General features: G+C 75.0%; 16 protein-coding genes. 7 read left to right on the plus strand and 9 right to left on the minus strand.

Going from position 1 to position 16,683, the window contains the following annotated elements; translation table 11 throughout:
• Positions 1-378 precede the first annotated feature (378 nt).
• Positions 379-1,026, plus strand: coding sequence for a suppressor of fused domain protein (locus AB0442_RS28080; RefSeq protein WP_366166252.1), 648 nt, complete (start codon positions 379-381; stop codon positions 1,024-1,026).
• A 22-nt stretch (positions 1,027-1,048) separates the two neighbouring features.
• Here AB0442_RS28080 and AB0442_RS28085 read toward each other — a convergent pair whose 3' ends face one another.
• The 6 genes from AB0442_RS28085 to AB0442_RS28110 all read right to left on the minus strand — a co-directional run bounded on the left by AB0442_RS28085 (position 1,049) and on the right by AB0442_RS28110 (position 7,033).
• Positions 1,049-1,654 (minus strand): MarC family protein, encoded by a 606-nt coding sequence (locus tag AB0442_RS28085; protein ID WP_366166254.1) that lies wholly within the window; start codon positions 1,652-1,654, stop codon positions 1,049-1,051.
• Between the two features lie 87 nt (positions 1,655-1,741).
• A complete protein-coding gene (locus tag AB0442_RS28090; RefSeq protein ID WP_366166255.1) occupies positions 1,742-2,590 on the minus strand; it encodes a PHP domain-containing protein in 849 nt (282 codons plus the stop codon).
• Between the two features lie 141 nt (positions 2,591-2,731).
• Positions 2,732-3,370: a DUF6758 family protein gene (locus tag AB0442_RS28095; protein ID WP_344626746.1), complete on the minus strand. Its 639-nt coding sequence runs from the start codon at positions 3,368-3,370 to the stop codon at positions 2,732-2,734.
• 237 nt (positions 3,371-3,607) lie between these two features.
• Positions 3,608-3,754 carry a hypothetical protein gene (locus tag AB0442_RS28100; protein ID WP_263103774.1) on the minus strand — a complete coding sequence of 49 codons (147 nt, stop codon included), beginning with the start codon at positions 3,752-3,754 and terminating at the stop codon, positions 3,608-3,610.
• Between the two features lie 392 nt (positions 3,755-4,146).
• Positions 4,147-5,004 carry an alpha/beta fold hydrolase gene (locus AB0442_RS28105; RefSeq protein ID WP_366166257.1) on the minus strand — a complete coding sequence of 286 codons (858 nt, stop codon included), beginning with the start codon at positions 5,002-5,004 and terminating at the stop codon, positions 4,147-4,149.
• Positions 5,005-5,242: 238 nt separating this feature from the next.
• Positions 5,243-7,033: a DEAD/DEAH box helicase gene (locus AB0442_RS28110; protein ID WP_366166258.1), complete on the minus strand. Its 1,791-nt coding sequence runs from the start codon at positions 7,031-7,033 to the stop codon at positions 5,243-5,245.
• Positions 7,034-7,617: 584 nt separating this feature from the next.
• Here AB0442_RS28110 and AB0442_RS28115 point away from each other — a divergent pair.
• Positions 7,618-8,355, plus strand: coding sequence for a ferritin-like fold-containing protein (locus AB0442_RS28115; RefSeq protein WP_366166260.1), 738 nt, complete (start codon positions 7,618-7,620; stop codon positions 8,353-8,355).
• Between the two features lie 244 nt (positions 8,356-8,599).
• Here the strand turns inward: AB0442_RS28115 and AB0442_RS28120 are convergent, their stop codons facing one another.
• From AB0442_RS28120 to AB0442_RS28130, 3 genes are all read right to left on the minus strand, one after another.
• Positions 8,600-8,890, minus strand: a complete 291-nt coding sequence (locus AB0442_RS28120; protein WP_366166262.1) for a hypothetical protein — start codon at positions 8,888-8,890, stop codon at positions 8,600-8,602.
• Between the two features lie 205 nt (positions 8,891-9,095).
• Positions 9,096-9,323, minus strand: a complete 228-nt coding sequence (locus AB0442_RS28125; RefSeq protein ID WP_263103768.1) for a DUF3107 domain-containing protein — start codon at positions 9,321-9,323, stop codon at positions 9,096-9,098.
• Between the two features lie 124 nt (positions 9,324-9,447).
• Entirely contained in the window at positions 9,448-10,104 is a 657-nt protein-coding gene (locus tag AB0442_RS28130) for a TetR/AcrR family transcriptional regulator (protein ID WP_344628422.1), read from the minus strand.
• A 206-nt stretch (positions 10,105-10,310) separates the two neighbouring features.
• Here AB0442_RS28130 and AB0442_RS28135 point away from each other — a divergent pair, with 206 nt between their 5' ends.
• From AB0442_RS28135 to moeZ, 5 genes are all read left to right on the plus strand, one after another.
• On the plus strand, positions 10,311-11,222 hold the full coding sequence (locus AB0442_RS28135) for an alpha/beta hydrolase (RefSeq protein ID WP_366166264.1): 912 nt from the start codon (positions 10,311-10,313) through the stop codon (positions 11,220-11,222).
• Between the two features lie 382 nt (positions 11,223-11,604).
• Positions 11,605-13,251 (plus strand): DUF3492 domain-containing protein, encoded by a 1,647-nt coding sequence (locus AB0442_RS28140; RefSeq protein WP_366166266.1) that lies wholly within the window; start codon positions 11,605-11,607, stop codon positions 13,249-13,251.
• Positions 13,248-14,219 (plus strand): hypothetical protein, encoded by a 972-nt coding sequence (locus tag AB0442_RS28145; protein WP_366166268.1) that lies wholly within the window; start codon positions 13,248-13,250, stop codon positions 14,217-14,219. Before AB0442_RS28140 ends, AB0442_RS28145 begins: the two co-directional genes overlap by 4 nt.
• A gap of 81 nt (positions 14,220-14,300) precedes the next feature.
• On the plus strand, positions 14,301-15,239 hold the full coding sequence (locus tag AB0442_RS28150; RefSeq protein WP_263103764.1) for an NAD(P)-dependent oxidoreductase: 939 nt from the start codon (positions 14,301-14,303) through the stop codon (positions 15,237-15,239).
• Between the two features lie 174 nt (positions 15,240-15,413).
• Entirely contained in the window at positions 15,414-16,592 is a 1,179-nt protein-coding gene (gene moeZ, locus AB0442_RS28155; protein ID WP_344625588.1) for an adenylyltransferase/sulfurtransferase MoeZ, read from the plus strand.
• Positions 16,593-16,683: the final 91 nt, after the last annotated feature.

Genomic DNA, 16,683 nt, shown 5'->3' on the forward strand with positions numbered 1-16,683 from the left:
CACGGCAGGCGGTGACGGCCGTGGTGCGACGGCGAGGAACACCGATGGACGCCCAGGTCGGACGGGGCTCACCAAGAAATCGCCAAAGAATCGGCAAGACTTCGGTTTGGGTGCCCCGGCCCCCGGGAAGGTGCTCTCCCGGCCGGGTGTGACGCCGCCTCAACTACCTCGTCAGGGGTGGGTGCGGCGGAGAAGGACAGGCCGGGCAGAGCTGCCGGTACTGCATGGTCGGCTGGTATCCACCGCAACCACCTCCTTCATGCCGCGGCCCCAAGGGTCAGCATCCCCGGTAGCCAGCCCCCCACACTAACAGTTGTCGGCGTGCCGCCGCTGGGGTGTGCGCGAAGCGACAACCCCCCGGGCGCTAAGGTCGCGTGCATGGCCCACGACTTCCCGCTGTTCGGCGACTTCTCCGATCCCTCCGGCGGCTCCGCGGAACTCACCCGCACGGCCGTGCTGGCGGCCGTCGAGGCGCGCCTGCTCACCACCTTCGGCGAGAGCAGCGGCCGGGCCTCGGTCACCTTCCTCGGCACCGAGCGGATCGAGGTGCTGCGCTTCGGCCCGGACGCCGAGGGGCTCGTCCGCTACGCCACCCTCGGCATGGCCGCGAGCCCGATGGCCGACCCCACCGCGGTGGTCGCCGACCCGGTGCGCGGCCCCCGCGCCGAGTTGGTGCTCACCGTCCGCGGAGGGCGCGACGACGTGCTCCGCGCGCTGGCCACCTTCGCCGCAACGCCGCAGGTCGAGGGCCTGGTGGTGGCTCCCGGCGGCTCCCTCGACCTGGGTGCCCCGCTGTGGGAGGGCGCGCCCTTCACCTCCGTCCTGGTGGCCGAGCCGGGCGGCCTCGTCGAGGACGTCGAACTCGCCGGACCGGCCGAGCCGGTGCGCTTCCTGCCGCTGCTCCCGATGACCCCGAACGAGGCCGGCCACAAGCGCGTGCACGGCGCCGCCGAGCTCCAGGAGCGGTGGCTGCGGCACGGCACCGACCTGCGCGACCCGAACCGGCGGGCCGTCCCGCTCGACTGACCGGGGGCCGTCCGACGGGCGGTCAGGTGGCCTGGTCGACGAAGGCGAACACGCCGTTCGCCACCAGTTGCACCGCGATCGCCGACAGCAGCAGGCCGGACAGGCGTGTGATGAGAACCACACCGCCGTCCTTGATGATGCGGATGATCACCAGCGAGAAACGCATCGTCAGCCACAGCACCACGTGGATCGCCACGATGGCCGCCCAGACCGCCGCGTACTGCGCGGCGCCGTCCGCCTTCTGCACCGCCAGGATCACCGCGACGATCGCGCCGGGCCCGGCCAGCAGCGGCGTCCCCAGCGGCACCAGCGCGACGTTGACCTCCTTGGTCTGGGTCGGCTCCTCGATCTTGCCGGTCAGCAGGTCCAGCGCGATGAGCAGCAGCAGGATGCCGCCGGAGACCTGCAGCGCCGGGATCGACACGTGCAGGTAGTCCAGGATCTGCCGGCCGAACAGCCCGAAGCAGGTGATCACCCCCAGCGCGACCAGCGCCGCCTGCCAGGCCATCCGTCGCTGCACCCGGTGCGCCCGCCCCGAGGTGAGCGCCAGGAAGATCGGGATGGTGCCCGGCGGGTCCATGATCACGAAGAGGGTCACGAAGAGCGACCCGAACACCCTGGCATCCATGGGTGAATTGTCCGGTTCCGGGGTGTCGTGCCCCCGGTTCGGCGCGCCTGACGGCGGGTCGGGCCGCCGGCCCCGGGGTGCCCGGGGTCAGCCGCGGATCGGTGCGGCCCCGGCGGCCTGGTCGACGAGCTGCTCGTAGGCGGCCGGGTCGGTGGTGTACTCGCCGAGCCGGACGGTCTTGCGGTGCCCGTGGTAGTCCGAGGAGCCGGTGGTGAACAGGCCGAGTTCGGCCGCCAGGCCGCGCAGGTGCTCCCGGGTCGGCCCGTCGTGGTCGGTGTGGTCGACCTCCAGGCCGCCCAGGCCCGCGGCGGTCAGGTCGGCGATCACCTCGTCGGAGACCGTCCGGCCGCGCTTGACCGCGCCCGGGTGCGCGAACACCGGGACGCCGCCCGCCGCCCGCACCAGCCGGACGGCGGTGACCGGGTCCGTCTCGTGCTTGCGGACGTCCGCCCGCCCGCCGTTGGCCAGCCACTCGGCGGTGAACGCGTCGGAGACCGTGGCCACCACGCCCGCCTCGACCAGGGCGCTGGCGATGTGCGGACGGCCCACCGAGCCCGCCCCGGCGATCCGCTCCACCTGCTCCCAGTCGATCGGCGCCCCGAGCTCGCGGCAGCGCTCGACGATCGCCCGCCCGCGCCGGAACCGGTCGGTGCGCACCAGCTCCCGCTCGGCGGCGAAGGCGGGCTCGGCGGGGTCGAACAGGTAGGCCAGCAGATGCATGCTGATGCCGTCGACGTGGCACGAGAGTTCGGCGCCCGGCACCAGGGTCAGACCGGTGCCCCGGACGGCCTCCGCGGCCTCGGCGTGCCCGGCGACCGTGTCGTGGTCGGTCAGGGCCACCACGTCCAGCCCGGCGGCGACGGCCGCGGCGACCAGCTCGGCCGGGCTGTCGGTGCCGTCGGAGGCGTTGCTGTGGGCGTGCAGGTCGATGCGCACGGGAGGGGCTCCAGGAGGCCGGTGGGGCGTGGTGGTGCGTGTTGCTGGCCCGGCCCAGCCTAGTGCGCCCGGCGGGCGCGCCGGGGGCCGGGCGGCGAACCGCGGACCGGCCCGACGGCCGGCCGCGTGGCCGCCCGTGCGTCAGCCCAGCAGTCGCGGGGTCAGCGCGCCGCAGGGCAGCAGGCCCAGCTCCGCGCCGGCGTCCCTCAGGTCGGTGAGGACGAGCTCGTCGTGCATCAGCAGCGCCGACTGCTCGGGCCAGGCGACCGCCCAGAGCCACAGACCGCGTGCCTCGCCGACGTACACCGCGCGGTCGACCGGGGCGTCGGGCACGTGGAACATCGGCGTCGGCCGGCCGGCCGCCATCAGCTTGGCGTCGGCCGGCTTGTAGAGCGAGACGCTCTCGCCCGGGTCCGGCCCGTCCAGGCCGGCGTAGCGGGCGCCGAGGCCCACGCCGAGCTCCTCCGCGACGAGCACCAGCTCGCCGAAGCCGCCCAGCGGGGCCGGGCCGGCGCAGGCGACCGCCGTCGCGCGGGCACCCGAGAGGTCGTCACCGACGTGCGCGATCCCGGTGAACAGCCAGCCGACCGGCAGCGGCCAGGGCAGCCAGACCGGCACCTGCGAGCGGGCCACCGCGACGTTCAGGGCCTCGACGCTGGGCGGCAGCACCGGCTGCATCGGGTGGACCGCACCGTGCTGGTCGCACTGCCAGGTGTCGGAGAAGAGCCCGGGGGCGCGGACCCGACCGGCGCACCTCGGGCAGCTGGGTTCGCCCCTCATAGCCGACAACGCTCCTCCCTCCGGACCGCCGCGTCAAGGACGATCACCCGTACGGGGTGCCTCGCGTCGGGGCGCTCGGCCCCGTTGGGAAATGTCCCGTCCCGGGCGGCGGCAAACACCACCCTGGTCGCACCGGGTGTCCGGGGGCGCACTGACGCCCCGTCGTCCCTGTTCGGGATGACGGGGCGTCAGCGGGTCTCGGAACGTCGGACGCGGCCGGTGCCCGTCCGGCTCCGCTCACACGTTCTTGCACGGCCGGATGTACAGGCGCTCGCCGGTCGCGGCGGCATCCTTCACGTACTGCCCGACGGTCTCGGCGTCGACGATCAGTCGATCGGTGGCGACACCGGAGGCGTCGTCCAGTCGGAGGATCTCGAAACGCATGGGCCTCTCCCTTCTCCGCCCCGTGGGTCGCGGCGGATGCGGCAGGCCGCCGACCACCCGGTCGTCGGCCGGCACCTGCTGGGTCTGTCGTCCGGCTGCTGCTCGCATCGTCCCCCCTCGCGCGCCGTGCGGCCTGTGCAGCCGAGGCGACATCGCCTCATGGGTTCACAGTCCCGCACCGCTGATTCCTGCTGGTTGCCCGTCCGTAAAGTCCCGGTTTCGGCGTATGCCGCAGTGAGGGGCAACCGGGCTCGTGGCGCAACGATTCCCGGACAGACTCAAATATTACCCGAACTAAACAATTTTGTCCCTGATTTTGCCCGCCGGGCGCGGCAGGGCCCGGCGGGCAGGGGGTCGGGCCGGGTCGGGCCCAGGTCTCAGGGGCCTGGGTCTCAGCCCCAGAAGGAGGCCAGCGCGGCGGCGGTCGCGGCGGGCTGCTCGGCGTTGGGGGAGTGCCCGGCGTCCGGCACCGCCGTGTACGGGGCGTCCAGGCGCCGGGCCATCGCCGCCTGCTCCTCGACCGGCCACGCGTAGTCGCGCACGCCCGACACCACCTGCACCGGCAGCGGCGCGGCGGCGAGCTCGGCGACCCGGTCCGGGGCCGCCACCAGATGGCCGCCCATCGCGGACAGCGCCTGCGGCACGTTCGCCACCCACCGGCGGTGCAGGAACCCGGCGATCTCCGGACGCGGCGCGGGACCGGCCCCGCTGCCCTCCTCCATCTGCTTCATGACCTGCCAGATCGCCTCCAGGTCCATCACCGGCAGGGCGTCCAGCAGCAGCTTGGTGCGGGCCGCCTCGGCCGGGTCGATGGCGCCCGGGCCGGTCGACAGCAGGGTCAGCGACCGCCACGGCAGCGGACCCCGGGCGTCCAGCACGGCCTCCCGCACCACCTGTCCGCCGAACGAGTGACCGAGCAGGTGCAGCGGCCCGTGGCCGCCGAGCTCCGCCGAGAGCGCCCGCACGTCCCGGGCCAGCTCCCCGATCCGGTACGCCTCCGGGTCGGCCGGGCCGCCGGTCTCGTACTGGCCGCGCTGGTCGACCGCCGCCACCCGGTACCCGGCCGCGGCCAGCGGCTCCAGCAACGCGATGAAGTCCTCCTTGCTGCCGGTGAACCCGGGCACCAGCAGGGCCGTGCCGCGCACCGGCCCCTCCGGCTCGGCCAGCAGCGCGGCGAACTCGCCGCGGGCCGTGGCCAGACGCAGCGCCCGGGCGCACCGGGGGAGGGCCAGGAACGGCGGAGTGCTCATCGCAAGGGGCTCCAGACGGGGCGGCGGATCTCGTCCTCCGAGCTTAGGCGCCGCCGCCACGGCGCCCCCGCCAGGGGCGCGGGGAACGGCGCGGACGGGAGGGCCGGGGCCGCACCCGTGCGCCGCACCGCCCCGGCCCCGTCGAGTACGGCGGCCCGAGCGTCGTGCCCGTTCGCCGGCCCCGGACATGCCCGAGGGCGGGCCCGTTCGAAACGGGCCCGCCCTCCGGTGCGTCGTGTCAGCTCTCCTGCACGGCCTCGGCGGCAGCCGCCGGGCGGCGGGTGCGCGTACGGCGGCGCGGCGCGGCCTCGCCCTCCGCGGTCGCCTCGGCAGCGGCCTCGGTGCCCGCCTCCGCGGCAGCAGCCGGAGCCGCGGCCTTGCGGGTCCGCCGACGCGGGGCCGGGGTGGTCGCCACGGGTCCGCCGTCGGTCGCCTCGGCAGCGGCGTCCTCGACCGCCGGCTTGGCGGCCGCGGCACGGGTCCGCCGGCGGGGTGCCGGCACGGTCTCGGCGGCCTGCTGGGCCGGAACCTCGACGGTCGCGGTCGCGACGGCGCCCTCCGCCGGAGCCGTGACCGCGGCGGCCTCGCCGGCACCGCTGCGGGTGCGGCGGCGACGGCGGCGCGGGGCCGCATCGGTGTCGCCCTCGCCGTTCGCGACGGGGGCGGGAGCGGCGGTCTCGGCCGTGACGGCCTCGGCGGCCGCCTCGACGGCAGCACCGGCCCCGCCGCGGGTGCGGCGGCGCTCACGGGGGCGGCGGGCCGGCTTCTCGGCCGGCTCGGCGGTCTCGGCGGCGGCCGCACGGCCACCGCGGCCGCGCGAGCGGGCGCCGCGGCCGCCGGTCTCGCCGAGGTCCTCGACCTCCTCCGCGTCCAGGCCGGCGCGGGTGCGCTCGGAACGCGGCAGGACGCCCTTGGTGCCGGGGGCGATGCGGAGCAGCTCGTACAGGTGGGCCGAGGTGGAGTAGGTCTCCTCCGGCTCGTTGAACGGCAGGTCCAGCGCCTTGTTGATCAGCTGCCAGCGCGGGATGTCGTCCCAGTCGACCAGGGTGACCGCGGTGCCGGAGGCGCCGGCCCGGCCGGTGCGGCCGATGCGGTGCAGGTAGGTCTTCTCGTCGTCGGTGCACTGGTAGTTGATGACGTGGGTGACGCCCTCGACGTCGATGCCGCGGGCGGCGACGTCGGTGCAGACCAGCACGTCGACCTTGCCGTTGCGGAAGGCCCGCAGCGCCTGCTCGCGGGCGCCCTGGCCCAGGTCGCCGTGGACGGCGCCGGCGGCGAAGCCCCGCTTGGTCAGCTGCTCGGCGACGTCGGCGGCGGTGCGCTTGGTGCGGCAGAAGATCATGGCCAGCCCGCGGCCGTCGGCCTGCAGGATGCGCGAGACCAGCTCGACCTTGTCGAGCGAGTGGGCGCGGAAGATGTGCTGCTCGATGTTGGCGACGGTGGCACCGGTGTCGTCCGGCGCGGCCGCGCGGATGTGGGTCGGCTGGCTCATGTACCGGCGGGCGAGGCTGATCACCTGGCCCGGCATGGTGGCGGAGAACAGCAGGGTCTGCCGCTTGGCCGGCAGCATGGTGATGATCTTCTCGACGTCCGGGAGGAAGCCCAGGTCGAGCATCTCGTCGGCCTCGTCGAGGACCAGGGCGCGGACCTTGGAGAGGTCCAGCTTGCGCTGGCCGGCCAGGTCGAGCAGGCGGCCTGGGGTGCCGACGACGATGTCGACGCCCTTCTGCAGCGCCTCGACCTGCGGCTCGTAGGCGCGGCCGCCGTACACGGCGAGGACGCGGACGTCGCGGACCTTGCCGGCGGTCTGCAGGTCGTTGGTGACCTGGGTGCACAGCTCGCGGGTGGGCACCACGATGAGGGCCTGCGGGCTCTCGGACAGGTCGTCCTCGGTGGCGCGGCCGGCGTCCACGTCGGCGCGCACGACGACCCGCTCGATGAGCGGGAGGCCGAAGCCGAGGGTCTTGCCGGTGCCCGTCTTCGCCTGGCCGATGACGTCGTGGCCGGTCAGCGCGACCGGCAGGGTCATCTCCTGGATCGGGAAGGGGTGGACGATGCCGACGGACTCGAGGGCCTCGGCGGTCTCCGGGAGGATGCCCAGGTCCCGGAAGGTGGTCTTGGGGGTCTCGGTGGTGGACAGGGTGCTGCCTCTTCCATGGTGGGGGCCGAGGGCGAGTCAGGTGCAGCGGGCGGCCCCGCGCGTTCGGGCCTCGGGCCCGTCACTGCGTGGGTCGCACAACCGCGCCCGCCCCTGGGCGGCCGGCCGGCGCCCCGTCGCGGGGCGTCGTCGGCGGCGCCGGGGAGGATTCCCGTGAGGGGCTGGCGCGGGACCTGCGCCGGGCGGCGCGGTCCGCGGCGGCCCTCGCTCGGCCACTGATGCGGTGCCTGGGCCCGAAGTCCGGGCCAAGGTCGGAGCCGATCGGCTCTCCGACCGGGCATCCGCGTACGTGAGTGCCGGGTGCGTGTCGGTGCTGTGCACGTCTGCGCGGCCTGCCACCAGTGGCGGGCCGCGCGATCACACCAGGCCTCACTACCACCATACAGGGGCGCGACGACTCGAACACGTGACGCGCCTTACTCCGTTCCCGACCGGCCCGGCTAGGGTGGCGAGCCATGGAGTCTCAGGAATCTGGCGATGTCACCTCGATCGGCGCGACCACCTCGATCGGCGACTGGGCGTCCTGCTCGGCCGACCCGGGCTACCGGGCCGCGGTGCTCGACCTGCTCGGCGCGCTGGCGTACGGCGAGCTGAGCGCGTTCGAGCGGCTGGCGGAGGACGCGAAGTTCGCGCCCGGCCTGGTCGACAAGGCCGCGCTGGCCCGGATGGCGTCCGCCGAGTTCCAGCACTACCAGCAGCTGCACGACCGGCTGGCCGAGGTCGGGGCGGACCCGACCGAGGTGATGACCCCGTTCGTCGAGCCGTTGGAGGCCTTCCACCGGCTGACCGCCCCCTCCGACTGGCTGGAGGGCCTGGTCAAGGCGTACGTCGGCGACGCGATCGCCACCGACTTCTACCGCGAGGTCGCCGTCCGGCTGGACGACGACACCCGGGACCTCGTGCTGAAGGTGATGGCCGACACCGGGCACGCCGAGTTCGCGGTCGAGCGGGTGCGGCAGGCCATCGAGGAGGACCCGCGGGTCGGCGGGCGGCTGGCGCTGTGGGGCCGGCGGCTGATGGGCGAGGCGCTCAGCCAGGCCCAGCGGGTGGTGGCGGAGCGCGACGCGCTGTCGAACCTGCTGGTCGGCGGGTCGGGCGTGGAGGGCTTCGACCTGGTCGAGGTCGGCAAGATGTTCACCAGGATCACCGAGGCCCACACCCGGCGGATGGCGGCCCTCGGCCTCGCGTCCTAGGACGTTTCTTCGAAGACGTCGGATGCCACACGGGGGCGCGTGGGGCACCTCCCGGCCGAAGGCCGGGGGAGAACTGCACAGTCCGGGAGGGGTTGCTCCTGACGAATCCGGCGCGCCCCTGGTCCGGACGGTGGCCCGCATCCGAATCGCGCAGTTCCTCCGCCCCTTGTGGTGCACCCCTGGCCTTCGGACCCGCGCCTCAGGTTTCCCCGCCGGGGCCCCCGTCGGGTGTCCGGCGGTGCCTTCAGGCCGGCCGGTGCCGGCCGGGGTGCCGGCCGCCGGTCCGGTCGACCAGGTCGGGCCGGGCCAGGACGGAGACCAGCAGCACCGAGCAGACCGCGCTGAGGGCCAACGAGACGCCGGGCGCCTGCTCGTTCAGCGTGAAGCGGGCGATCAGCCCGGCGAGCAGGGCCGAGACCACGGCGGTCGAGACCGTCAGGGTGCGGACCGCCGGGAAGTACTCGGGCAGCAGGAGCAAGGCGCCGGCCCCCACTGCCAGGCCGATGAGCGCGTAGGCGATCGTCTCCACCAGCACGGGCGGCCTCCCGGGGTCGTACGGCGTGTGCCTGACCCGGCCCATACCCGGGGCCGCCGGTGCGTACGCGCTCGGCGGGCGATCTCCCCCGCTCGGCCCCGGCCCGCGCCCGCCCCGGCCCCACCGCGAGGCCCGGGAACGGCGAAGCGCCCCGTCCTCGGGAGGAGGACGGGGCGCTGGTGGCCCTGCGGGCAGGGCCTCGGGCTCAGAGCGTGCCGAAGCCGACCTTGCGGACGCTGGGCTCGCCGATCTCCACGTACGCCAGGCGCTCGGCCGGGACGATCACGCGGCGGCCGTGCTCGTCGGCCAGCACCAGCAGCTTGGAGGTGCCCTCCAGCGCCTTGGCGATGGCACCCTCGACCTCGTCGGCAGTCTGCGGGCTCTCGAGAACGATCTCTCGGGGCGCGTTCTGCACGCCGATCTTGACCTCCACGGCTTCCGTCCCTCCGGGTTGCAGCCATCCACGCGCGTTGTTCGAACATGCGTCCGAGATCGCCGCGCCGTACGGCTTCACCTTAGAGCACCGGCCCGGCCGTGCGGCGAAGGTCGTGGGATCGCTACTCGGCGCCCGCCGGGCGCTCGCCCGTCTCGGGGTGCATCGGGAAGCCCTTCAGGCCGCGCCAGGCCAGGCTGGCGACCAGCCGGACGGCCTCGTCGCGCGGGATCTCCCGGCCCTGCGACAGCCAGTAGCGCGCGGTGATCTGCGCAAGCCCGCAGACGCCGGCGGCCAGCAGCTTGGCCTCGGCCTCCGGCAGGTCGGTGTCCTCCGCGATGACCTTGCTGACCAGCGTCGCGCTCAGGTCGGAGGCGCGCTCCACCCGCTCGCGGACGGCCGGCTCGTTGGTCAGGTCCGACTCGAAGACCAGCCGGAACGCGCCCGACTCGCTGGAGACGTAGTGGAAGTACGCCTCCATCGTGGCGGCGACGCGGTGCTTGTTGTCGCTGGTCGCCTCGAGCGCGGTGCGGGTGGCGTCGACGAGGGCGTCGCAGTGCTTGTCCAGCAGCGCGAGGTAGAGCTCCAGCTTGCCCGGGAAGTGCTGGTACAGCACCGGCTTGCTGACGCCGGCCCGGTCGGCGATGTCGTCCATCGCGGCGGCGTGGTAGCCCTGCGCGACGAACACCTCCTGAGCGGCTCCGAGCAGCTGTTCACGGCGGGCGCTTCGCGGCAGTCGGGCACCGCGCGGACGCTCCTGCGCCTCCTGGATGGCCGTCACGGCGGTCCTCACTTCACGATCTGGGCGTCTCCGGCAGGCCCCGAGTCTACTTTTCGGTAACCGGATCTGCGCCTGGGAAAGCCGAGTAAAGCGCAGAAATCGACTTGTCGGGAGCCCACAATACGACCCGCGTGCGCCCCGTCCACAGGGTGAGACGGGCCGGGGTACTGGGGAAACGGCACCTGCGCTCACTACGATCGTCCTCCATGAGCGCTGATCAGCAGGTGCAGAGCGAGCCCGGGCCCCACCGCACGGTCGAGGTGCCGGGCGCGGTGCTCGCGGTCGGACCGCGCGTCCCCGCGGCGGACGGCCTGCCGCCCGCGCTCTTCGTGCACGGCCTCGGCGGTTCCGCCGACAACTGGTCCGACCTCATGGCCGAACTGGCCGACGAGGTCTCCGGAGAGGCGATCGACCTCCCCGGCTTCGGCTGGTCGGCACCGCCGCAGGACGGCAACCTCACCCTCAGCGGCCACGTCCGCGCGGTGATCGGCTACCTGGAGAAGACCGCCCGCGGGCCCGTGCACCTGTTCGGCAACTCGCTGGGCGGCGCCGTCTCCGTCCGGCTCGCCGCGCTCCGCCCCGACCTGGTGCGCAGCCTCACCCTGATCTCCCCGGCCCTGCCCGAGCTGCCCCCGCAGCTCAGCGCCTGGCCGACCGCCGCGCTCGCCGTCCCCGGCGTCCCCGCGCTGCTGCGCCGCCGGGCCGCCACCCACGGCAAGAACGCCGAGCAGGCCACCGACGAACTGCTGCGCCTGGTCTACGCCGACGTCGACGGGATCCCCGCCGACCGCCGGGACCGCGCGGTCACCGAGTACCGGCGCCGCCTCGGGCTGCCGTACGCGCTGCAGGCCAGCATCGGCTCGGCCCGCGGCATCGTCTCGGCCTACACCGAGCGCGGCGAGCAGTCGCTCTGGCGGCAGGCCGCCCACGTCAAGGCGCCGGTGCTGCTGGTGTACGGGATGAAGGACAAGCTGGTCTCGTACCGCTCCGCGAAGCGGGCCTGCGAGGCCTTCCCCGACGCCCGCCTGCTGGTGCTGCCCGACTCCGGGCACGTCGCGATGATGGAGCACCCCGCGCAGGTCGCCCGGGCCGTCCGGGAGTTGCTCGCCGAGGCCTGACGGCCGCGGTCCCCGGCGACCACCGGGGACCCCGACGACCTCCGGACTCCGGCCGGCCCGGGGGGCCCGTCGCGCGCGGGCGCGCGGTTCCGAACGCCCCGCACAACGCGCCGGGCGGCGACAGGTCACGGCCTTTCACTCAATCAGGTGGCATGGCGGCGGGCACTCCTGGAGTTGTCGGCGATCCGCTCTACCTTCGTGCTGTCGGACCGAACAGGTGTGGGGGAGAGGCGCCGGCGCCGGGCCCCGAGCGGCCCGCCACCGGCCGCACGGCGGGCCGGGTGTGCCGCAGCCGACTTTCCGAGCATTGCCGTCACCGGGTGACCAGGCTCCCTGTCCCGTCGTCGAATTCCAGGTCCATCGCACCGTTCCGGAGGTCGTCGTGCGCATCGCTCTGCTCACCGAGGGCAACCTCTCCGTCGCCCAGCGCACAGGGGGCGGCTGGTGCGGCCGGCTCGCCGGCGCGCTGGCCGAGCACGAGTTCCAGCTCTACCTGCTCGGCTCCGGGGGCGGTGCCGACTTCGCCGGCGCGCCCCCGCGCGGCCTGCTCGCCGTCCACGAGCTGCCGATATGGGGCCGCCGCCCGGCGGGCAGACGCCCCGCCGCGCACCGCCGCCGCTGCTACGCCACCGCCTACGAGGACCTCGTCCGCTCCCTGGTCCACCCCGACGAGCGGGCCCGCTTCGGCCCCGCGCTCTACCGCCTCGCCGAACTCGCCCGGGAGGACGGCGCGTTGCCCGCCTTCCTCGGCTCCGGCCGGGCCCACCGCACCCTGGAGCGGGTCTGGCGGGCCCCCGGCGCCGAGACCGCCGCCGGCCAGCCGCTGGTCCGCGACGTCCTGGTCGCCGGCGACCTGCTGGAGCAGCTGCTCCGCCCGCTCTCCGCCCCCTGGTACGGCACCGGGCCGAGCGGCCTCGGCTCCGCCGACCTCTGCCACGTCGCCGGCGGCGGCCCCGCCGTCCTGCCCGCCCTGGTCGCCAAGCACCTGCACGGGGTGCCCTTCGTGCTCACCGAGCACGGCCTGCACCTGCGCGAGCAGTACCGTGGCTACCGCACCGCCCCGTACCGCTGGCCGGTGCGCGCCCTGCTGCTCGCCTTCTTCCGGCAGCTCACCGCCGAGACCTCCCGGCAGGCCGCCGTCCTCACCCCCGGCAGCGGCTACGACCGGCGCTGGCAGGAACGCTGCGGCGCCGACCCGGAGCGCATCCGGGTCGTCCACGAGTCGACCCCCGAGGCCGGCCGCGAGCCGGCCGGCGCCGAGCCCGAACGCCCCACCCTGGTCTGGGCGGGCGCCCTGGAGCCCGGCCGCGACCCGGAGCTGATGCTGCACGCCTTCGCCCGCGTCCGCGCCGAACTGCCCACGGCCCGGCTGCGGATGTACGGCGAGGAGGCCGCGCCCGGTTACCTGGCGCACTGCCGCGCCATCGCCCGCCGCCTCGGCGTCCACGCCGCGGTCGACTTCGCCGGCCGGCCGCCCGCCACCGCCGACGCCTGGGCGGCCGGCAGCGCCGTCGTCTTCACCGCGCTGTCCCAGCGCAGCCCCCGGCTGCTCGCCGACGCCATGCTCAGCGGCCGCGCGGTGATCGCCACCGAGGTCGGGATCGTCCCCGAGGTGCTCGGCCCGGCCGGGCTGGTCGTCCCGCCGCGCAGTCCGCGCGCCCTCGCCGACGCCTGCCTCGCGCTGCTCGGGGACGAGGAGCGGCGCGCCCGGCTCGGCCTCGCCGGTCGGCTGCGCGCCCAGGAGCGCTTCGCCCTGGAGCCGGAGGCCGCGGCCTTCCGCGAGATCTACCTGGAAGTGGTCTCCCGCTGGCCGGCCTTCCCGGCCGCCGCCGAGCGGATGCGGCCCTTCGCCCGCCCGGCCGAGTACTGGGTCGCCGGGGCGCCGGTGCCCGCCCCGCAGGCCCGCCGGGAGGCCCCGGCGGCGCCGGAGAGCGGCCCGTCCGGGGCCGCGGACGCCGCCGCGCCGGACGGTCCGGCCCCGGACGGCGGCCGGGCCGAACCCGGCGCGCTCGCGGAGGCGAGCCGATGAGCCGCCCCGGCCGCCCGCCGGCACCCCCCGACACCCGCCCCGGCGACCCCGTCCGGGCCCTGATGGCCGAGCACCGCCGGCTCTGCGAACAGGCCGTCGACCCGCTGGACATCGCCGCCGGCCTGGAGGACGCCGGGCTCTCCGACGGCGCCGCGGCCCGCTACCGGCACGCCGACCTCTTCGCGCTCGCCGAGGAGATGCACGCCCGGGTGGAGCGCCGTCCCGAGCCGCCCGCCCCGGCCGCGCCCGCCGCGCCCTGGGCCCCGGACGCCGCCCGGGCACTCGGCACCGCCGCCCTGCACCTGCCGGCGGCCGGGATGCTGGCCGCGGTGCCCTGGCTGTCCCAGGTGGTCGGGCCGGTCGCGGCCGTCCCCGCGGCGCTGCTCGCGGTCGGCTGGCTCACCCTGGCCGCGCCGTCCACGGGTCCGGTGGCCCGGGCGGGCTACGGCCTGGGCGCCGGACTGCTGATGGCGCCCGCCGCCGCCGGCGGGCTCGGCCCGGCCGCCGTGCTCGCGCTCGCCGCCGGCGCCGCCGACCTCGCCTCCCGGCGGCTGCGCGACGCGGCCCGCCGGCACCTCGCCTCCGCGCCGACGCTGGCCGAGTACCGGGCCCGGATGCGGCCGCTGCTGCCGGTCGCGGCCGTCGTCCAGCTCGCCGTTGCGGGTACGGCCGCCGCCGTGCTGCCCCTCGCCGCGGACGTGCCGGCCGCCGCCGGGCCGGTGCAGGCCCTGCTGGCCGTTCTGCTGCTGCTCGCCGCGGTGCTGCTGCGCAGCGGCCGGACGGTGGTGGCGGTGGCCGCCCCGGCCGCGGTCGGCGCCGTGCTGGCGCTGCTCGCGGCCGCCGGGCCGGTGCCGCCGCCGGTGGTGTGCGTCGCGGCGACGGCGCTGCTGGCGCCGTACACCTGGCTGGTCCTCGCCGATCCGAGGACCGGCTGCACGGAGTCCTCGGGCGGCCCGCCGGAGGACTGACGGGCCGCCACCCACGCAATCCGTACGCATTCCGTAGTCCCGCCCGGCCCCGCGGCCGGGCCTCGTGGAAGGACACCCCCGATGAGGGTGCTGCTGCTGGGCGCCGACGGCTTCATCGGCCGCCGGGTCGCCGACCGCCTGCTCACCGAGCCCGACCTGCAGGTCACCGTGCTCGGCCGGCGGGACTCGGCCGACATCCGGTTCGACCTGACCGCGGGCAGCCCGGGTGCGCTGTCCCGGTTCCTGGACGCGGTCGCCCCGCAGGTGGTGATCAACTGCGCGGGCGCCACCTACGGCAGCTCGCGGACGCTGATCCGCTCCAACACCCTGGCGGTGGCCACCGTCTGCGAGGCGATCCGGCGCAGCCGCGAGCCCGCCCGGCTGGTGCACATCGGCTCGGCCGCCGAGTACGGGCCCATGCAGCCGGGCGCGCCGATCGGCGAGGGCACCGAGCCCCGGCCGGTCGGGCCGTACGGGGTGTCCAAGCTGGCCGGCACCGAGCTGGTGCTGGCCTCCGGGCTGGACGCCGCGGTGCTGCGGGTCTTCGACGTGGTGGGCCCGGGCGCGCCGCCGGCCTCGCTGTTCGGACGGCTGGCGGACGGCCTGCGGCGGGCGCTCGTCCACGACGAGCTGCAGGTGCGGATGCCGGACCTGTCCGGATACCGGGATTTCGTCGACGTCCGGGACGTCGCGCGGGCCGTCCAGGCGGCCGCGGTCTCGGCGGCCACCGGGGTGATCAACATCGGCAGCGGGCACGCGGTGCGGGCCCGGGACGCGGCGCACCTGCTCGTCCGGGCCTCGGGCTTCGAGGGGATCGTGGCCGAGGACGGCCGGCCGGCGCTGGTGCCGAGCCAGGGCGGGGAACACCACCGGGTGGGCGAGCCGCGGCCACTGCCGGAGCCGGTGCCGTGGCGTCAGGCGGACGTCCGGACGGCGCGCGACCGTCTCGGATGGCGGACGCAGGTGCCGCTGGAGGAGTCCCTGGGCGACGTCTGGCTGGAAACCGCCTGTCGGGTCTGAACCCTCCGAGGGCCACCGGATGCCGTGTGACCAGCGGCATCGCGGGAGAGCGGGGCAGTCTCGGCATCCGGTGTCGGCCATCTCACATGACGGACCTGCTGTCTCGGAATAGCAGTGGCACGTGACACTGTTGGCACAGCAAAGCCTTATGAACTGACGACCATCGGAGTCCCCGTGTCGCTGCCACCCCTGGTCGAGCCGGCCGCCGAGCTCACCGTCGACGAGGTCCGCCGGTACTCCCGCCACCTGATCATCCCCGACGTGGGCATGGACGGGCAGAAGCGGCTGAAGAACGCCAAGGTGCTCTGCGTCGGCGCGGGCGGCCTCGGTTCGCCCGCCCTGATGTACCTGGCCGCGGCGGGTGTCGGCACCCTCGGCATCGTCGAGTTCGACACGGTGGACGAGTCGAACCTGCAGCGCCAGATCATCCACGGCCAGTCCGACGTGGGCCGCTCCAAGGCCGAGTCCGCCCGTGACTCGGTCAAGGAGATCAACCCCTACGTCGACGTGATCCTGCACGAGGACCGGCTCGACAACTCCAACGTCATGGAGATCTTCTCCGGCTACGACCTGATCGTGGACGGCACCGACAACTTCGCCACCCGCTACCTGGTGAACGACGCCGCGGTGCTGCTCGGCAAGCCGTACGTCTGGGGCTCGATCTACCGCTTCGACGGCCAGGCCAGCGTGTTCTGGGCCGAGCACGGCCCCTGCTACCGCTGCCTCTACCCGGAGGCCCCGCCGCCGGGCATGGTCCCCTCCTGCGCCGAGGGCGGCGTGCTGGGCGTGCTCTGCGCCTCGATCGGCTCGATCCAGGTCACCGAGGCCATCAAGCTGCTCGCCGGTGTCGGCGAGCCGCTGGTCGGCCGGCTGATGATCTACGACGCCCTGGAGATGCAGTACCGCTCGGTGAAGGTCCGCAAGGACCCGAACTGTGCGCTCTGCGGCGACGACCCGACCGTCACCGAACTGATCGACTACGAGGCCTTCTGCGGCGTCGTGTCGGAGGAGGCCCAGGCGGCGGCCGCGGGCTCCACCATCACCTCCAAGCAGCTCAAGGAGTGGCTGGACGACGAGGAGAACATCTTCCTGGTCGACGTCCGCGAGCCCAACGAGTACGAGATCGTCAACATCCCCGGCGCGACGCTGATCCCCAAGGGCGAGTTCCTGATGGGCACCGCGCTGGAGCGGATGCCGCAGGACAAGAAGATCGTGCTGCACTGCAAGACGGGCGTCCGCTCGGCCGAGGTGCTGGCCGTCCTCAAGTCGGCGGGCTTCTCCGACGCCGTCCACCTGGGCGGCGGCGTGATCGGCTGGGTCAACCAGATCGAGCCCGAGAAGCCGGTCTACTAGATGAATGATGCGAAGGGTTAGTGGTCATAGGCGGTCAGCGAGCGCATGACGGGCTGGCCGGTGCGGTCGTTGTGCCAGATTGCACAGGTCA

The organism is Kitasatospora sp. NPDC085895 (genome assembly GCF_040702125.1).
In the GTDB taxonomy this organism is placed as follows: domain Bacteria; phylum Actinomycetota; class Actinomycetes; order Streptomycetales; family Streptomycetaceae; genus Kitasatospora; species Kitasatospora arboriphila.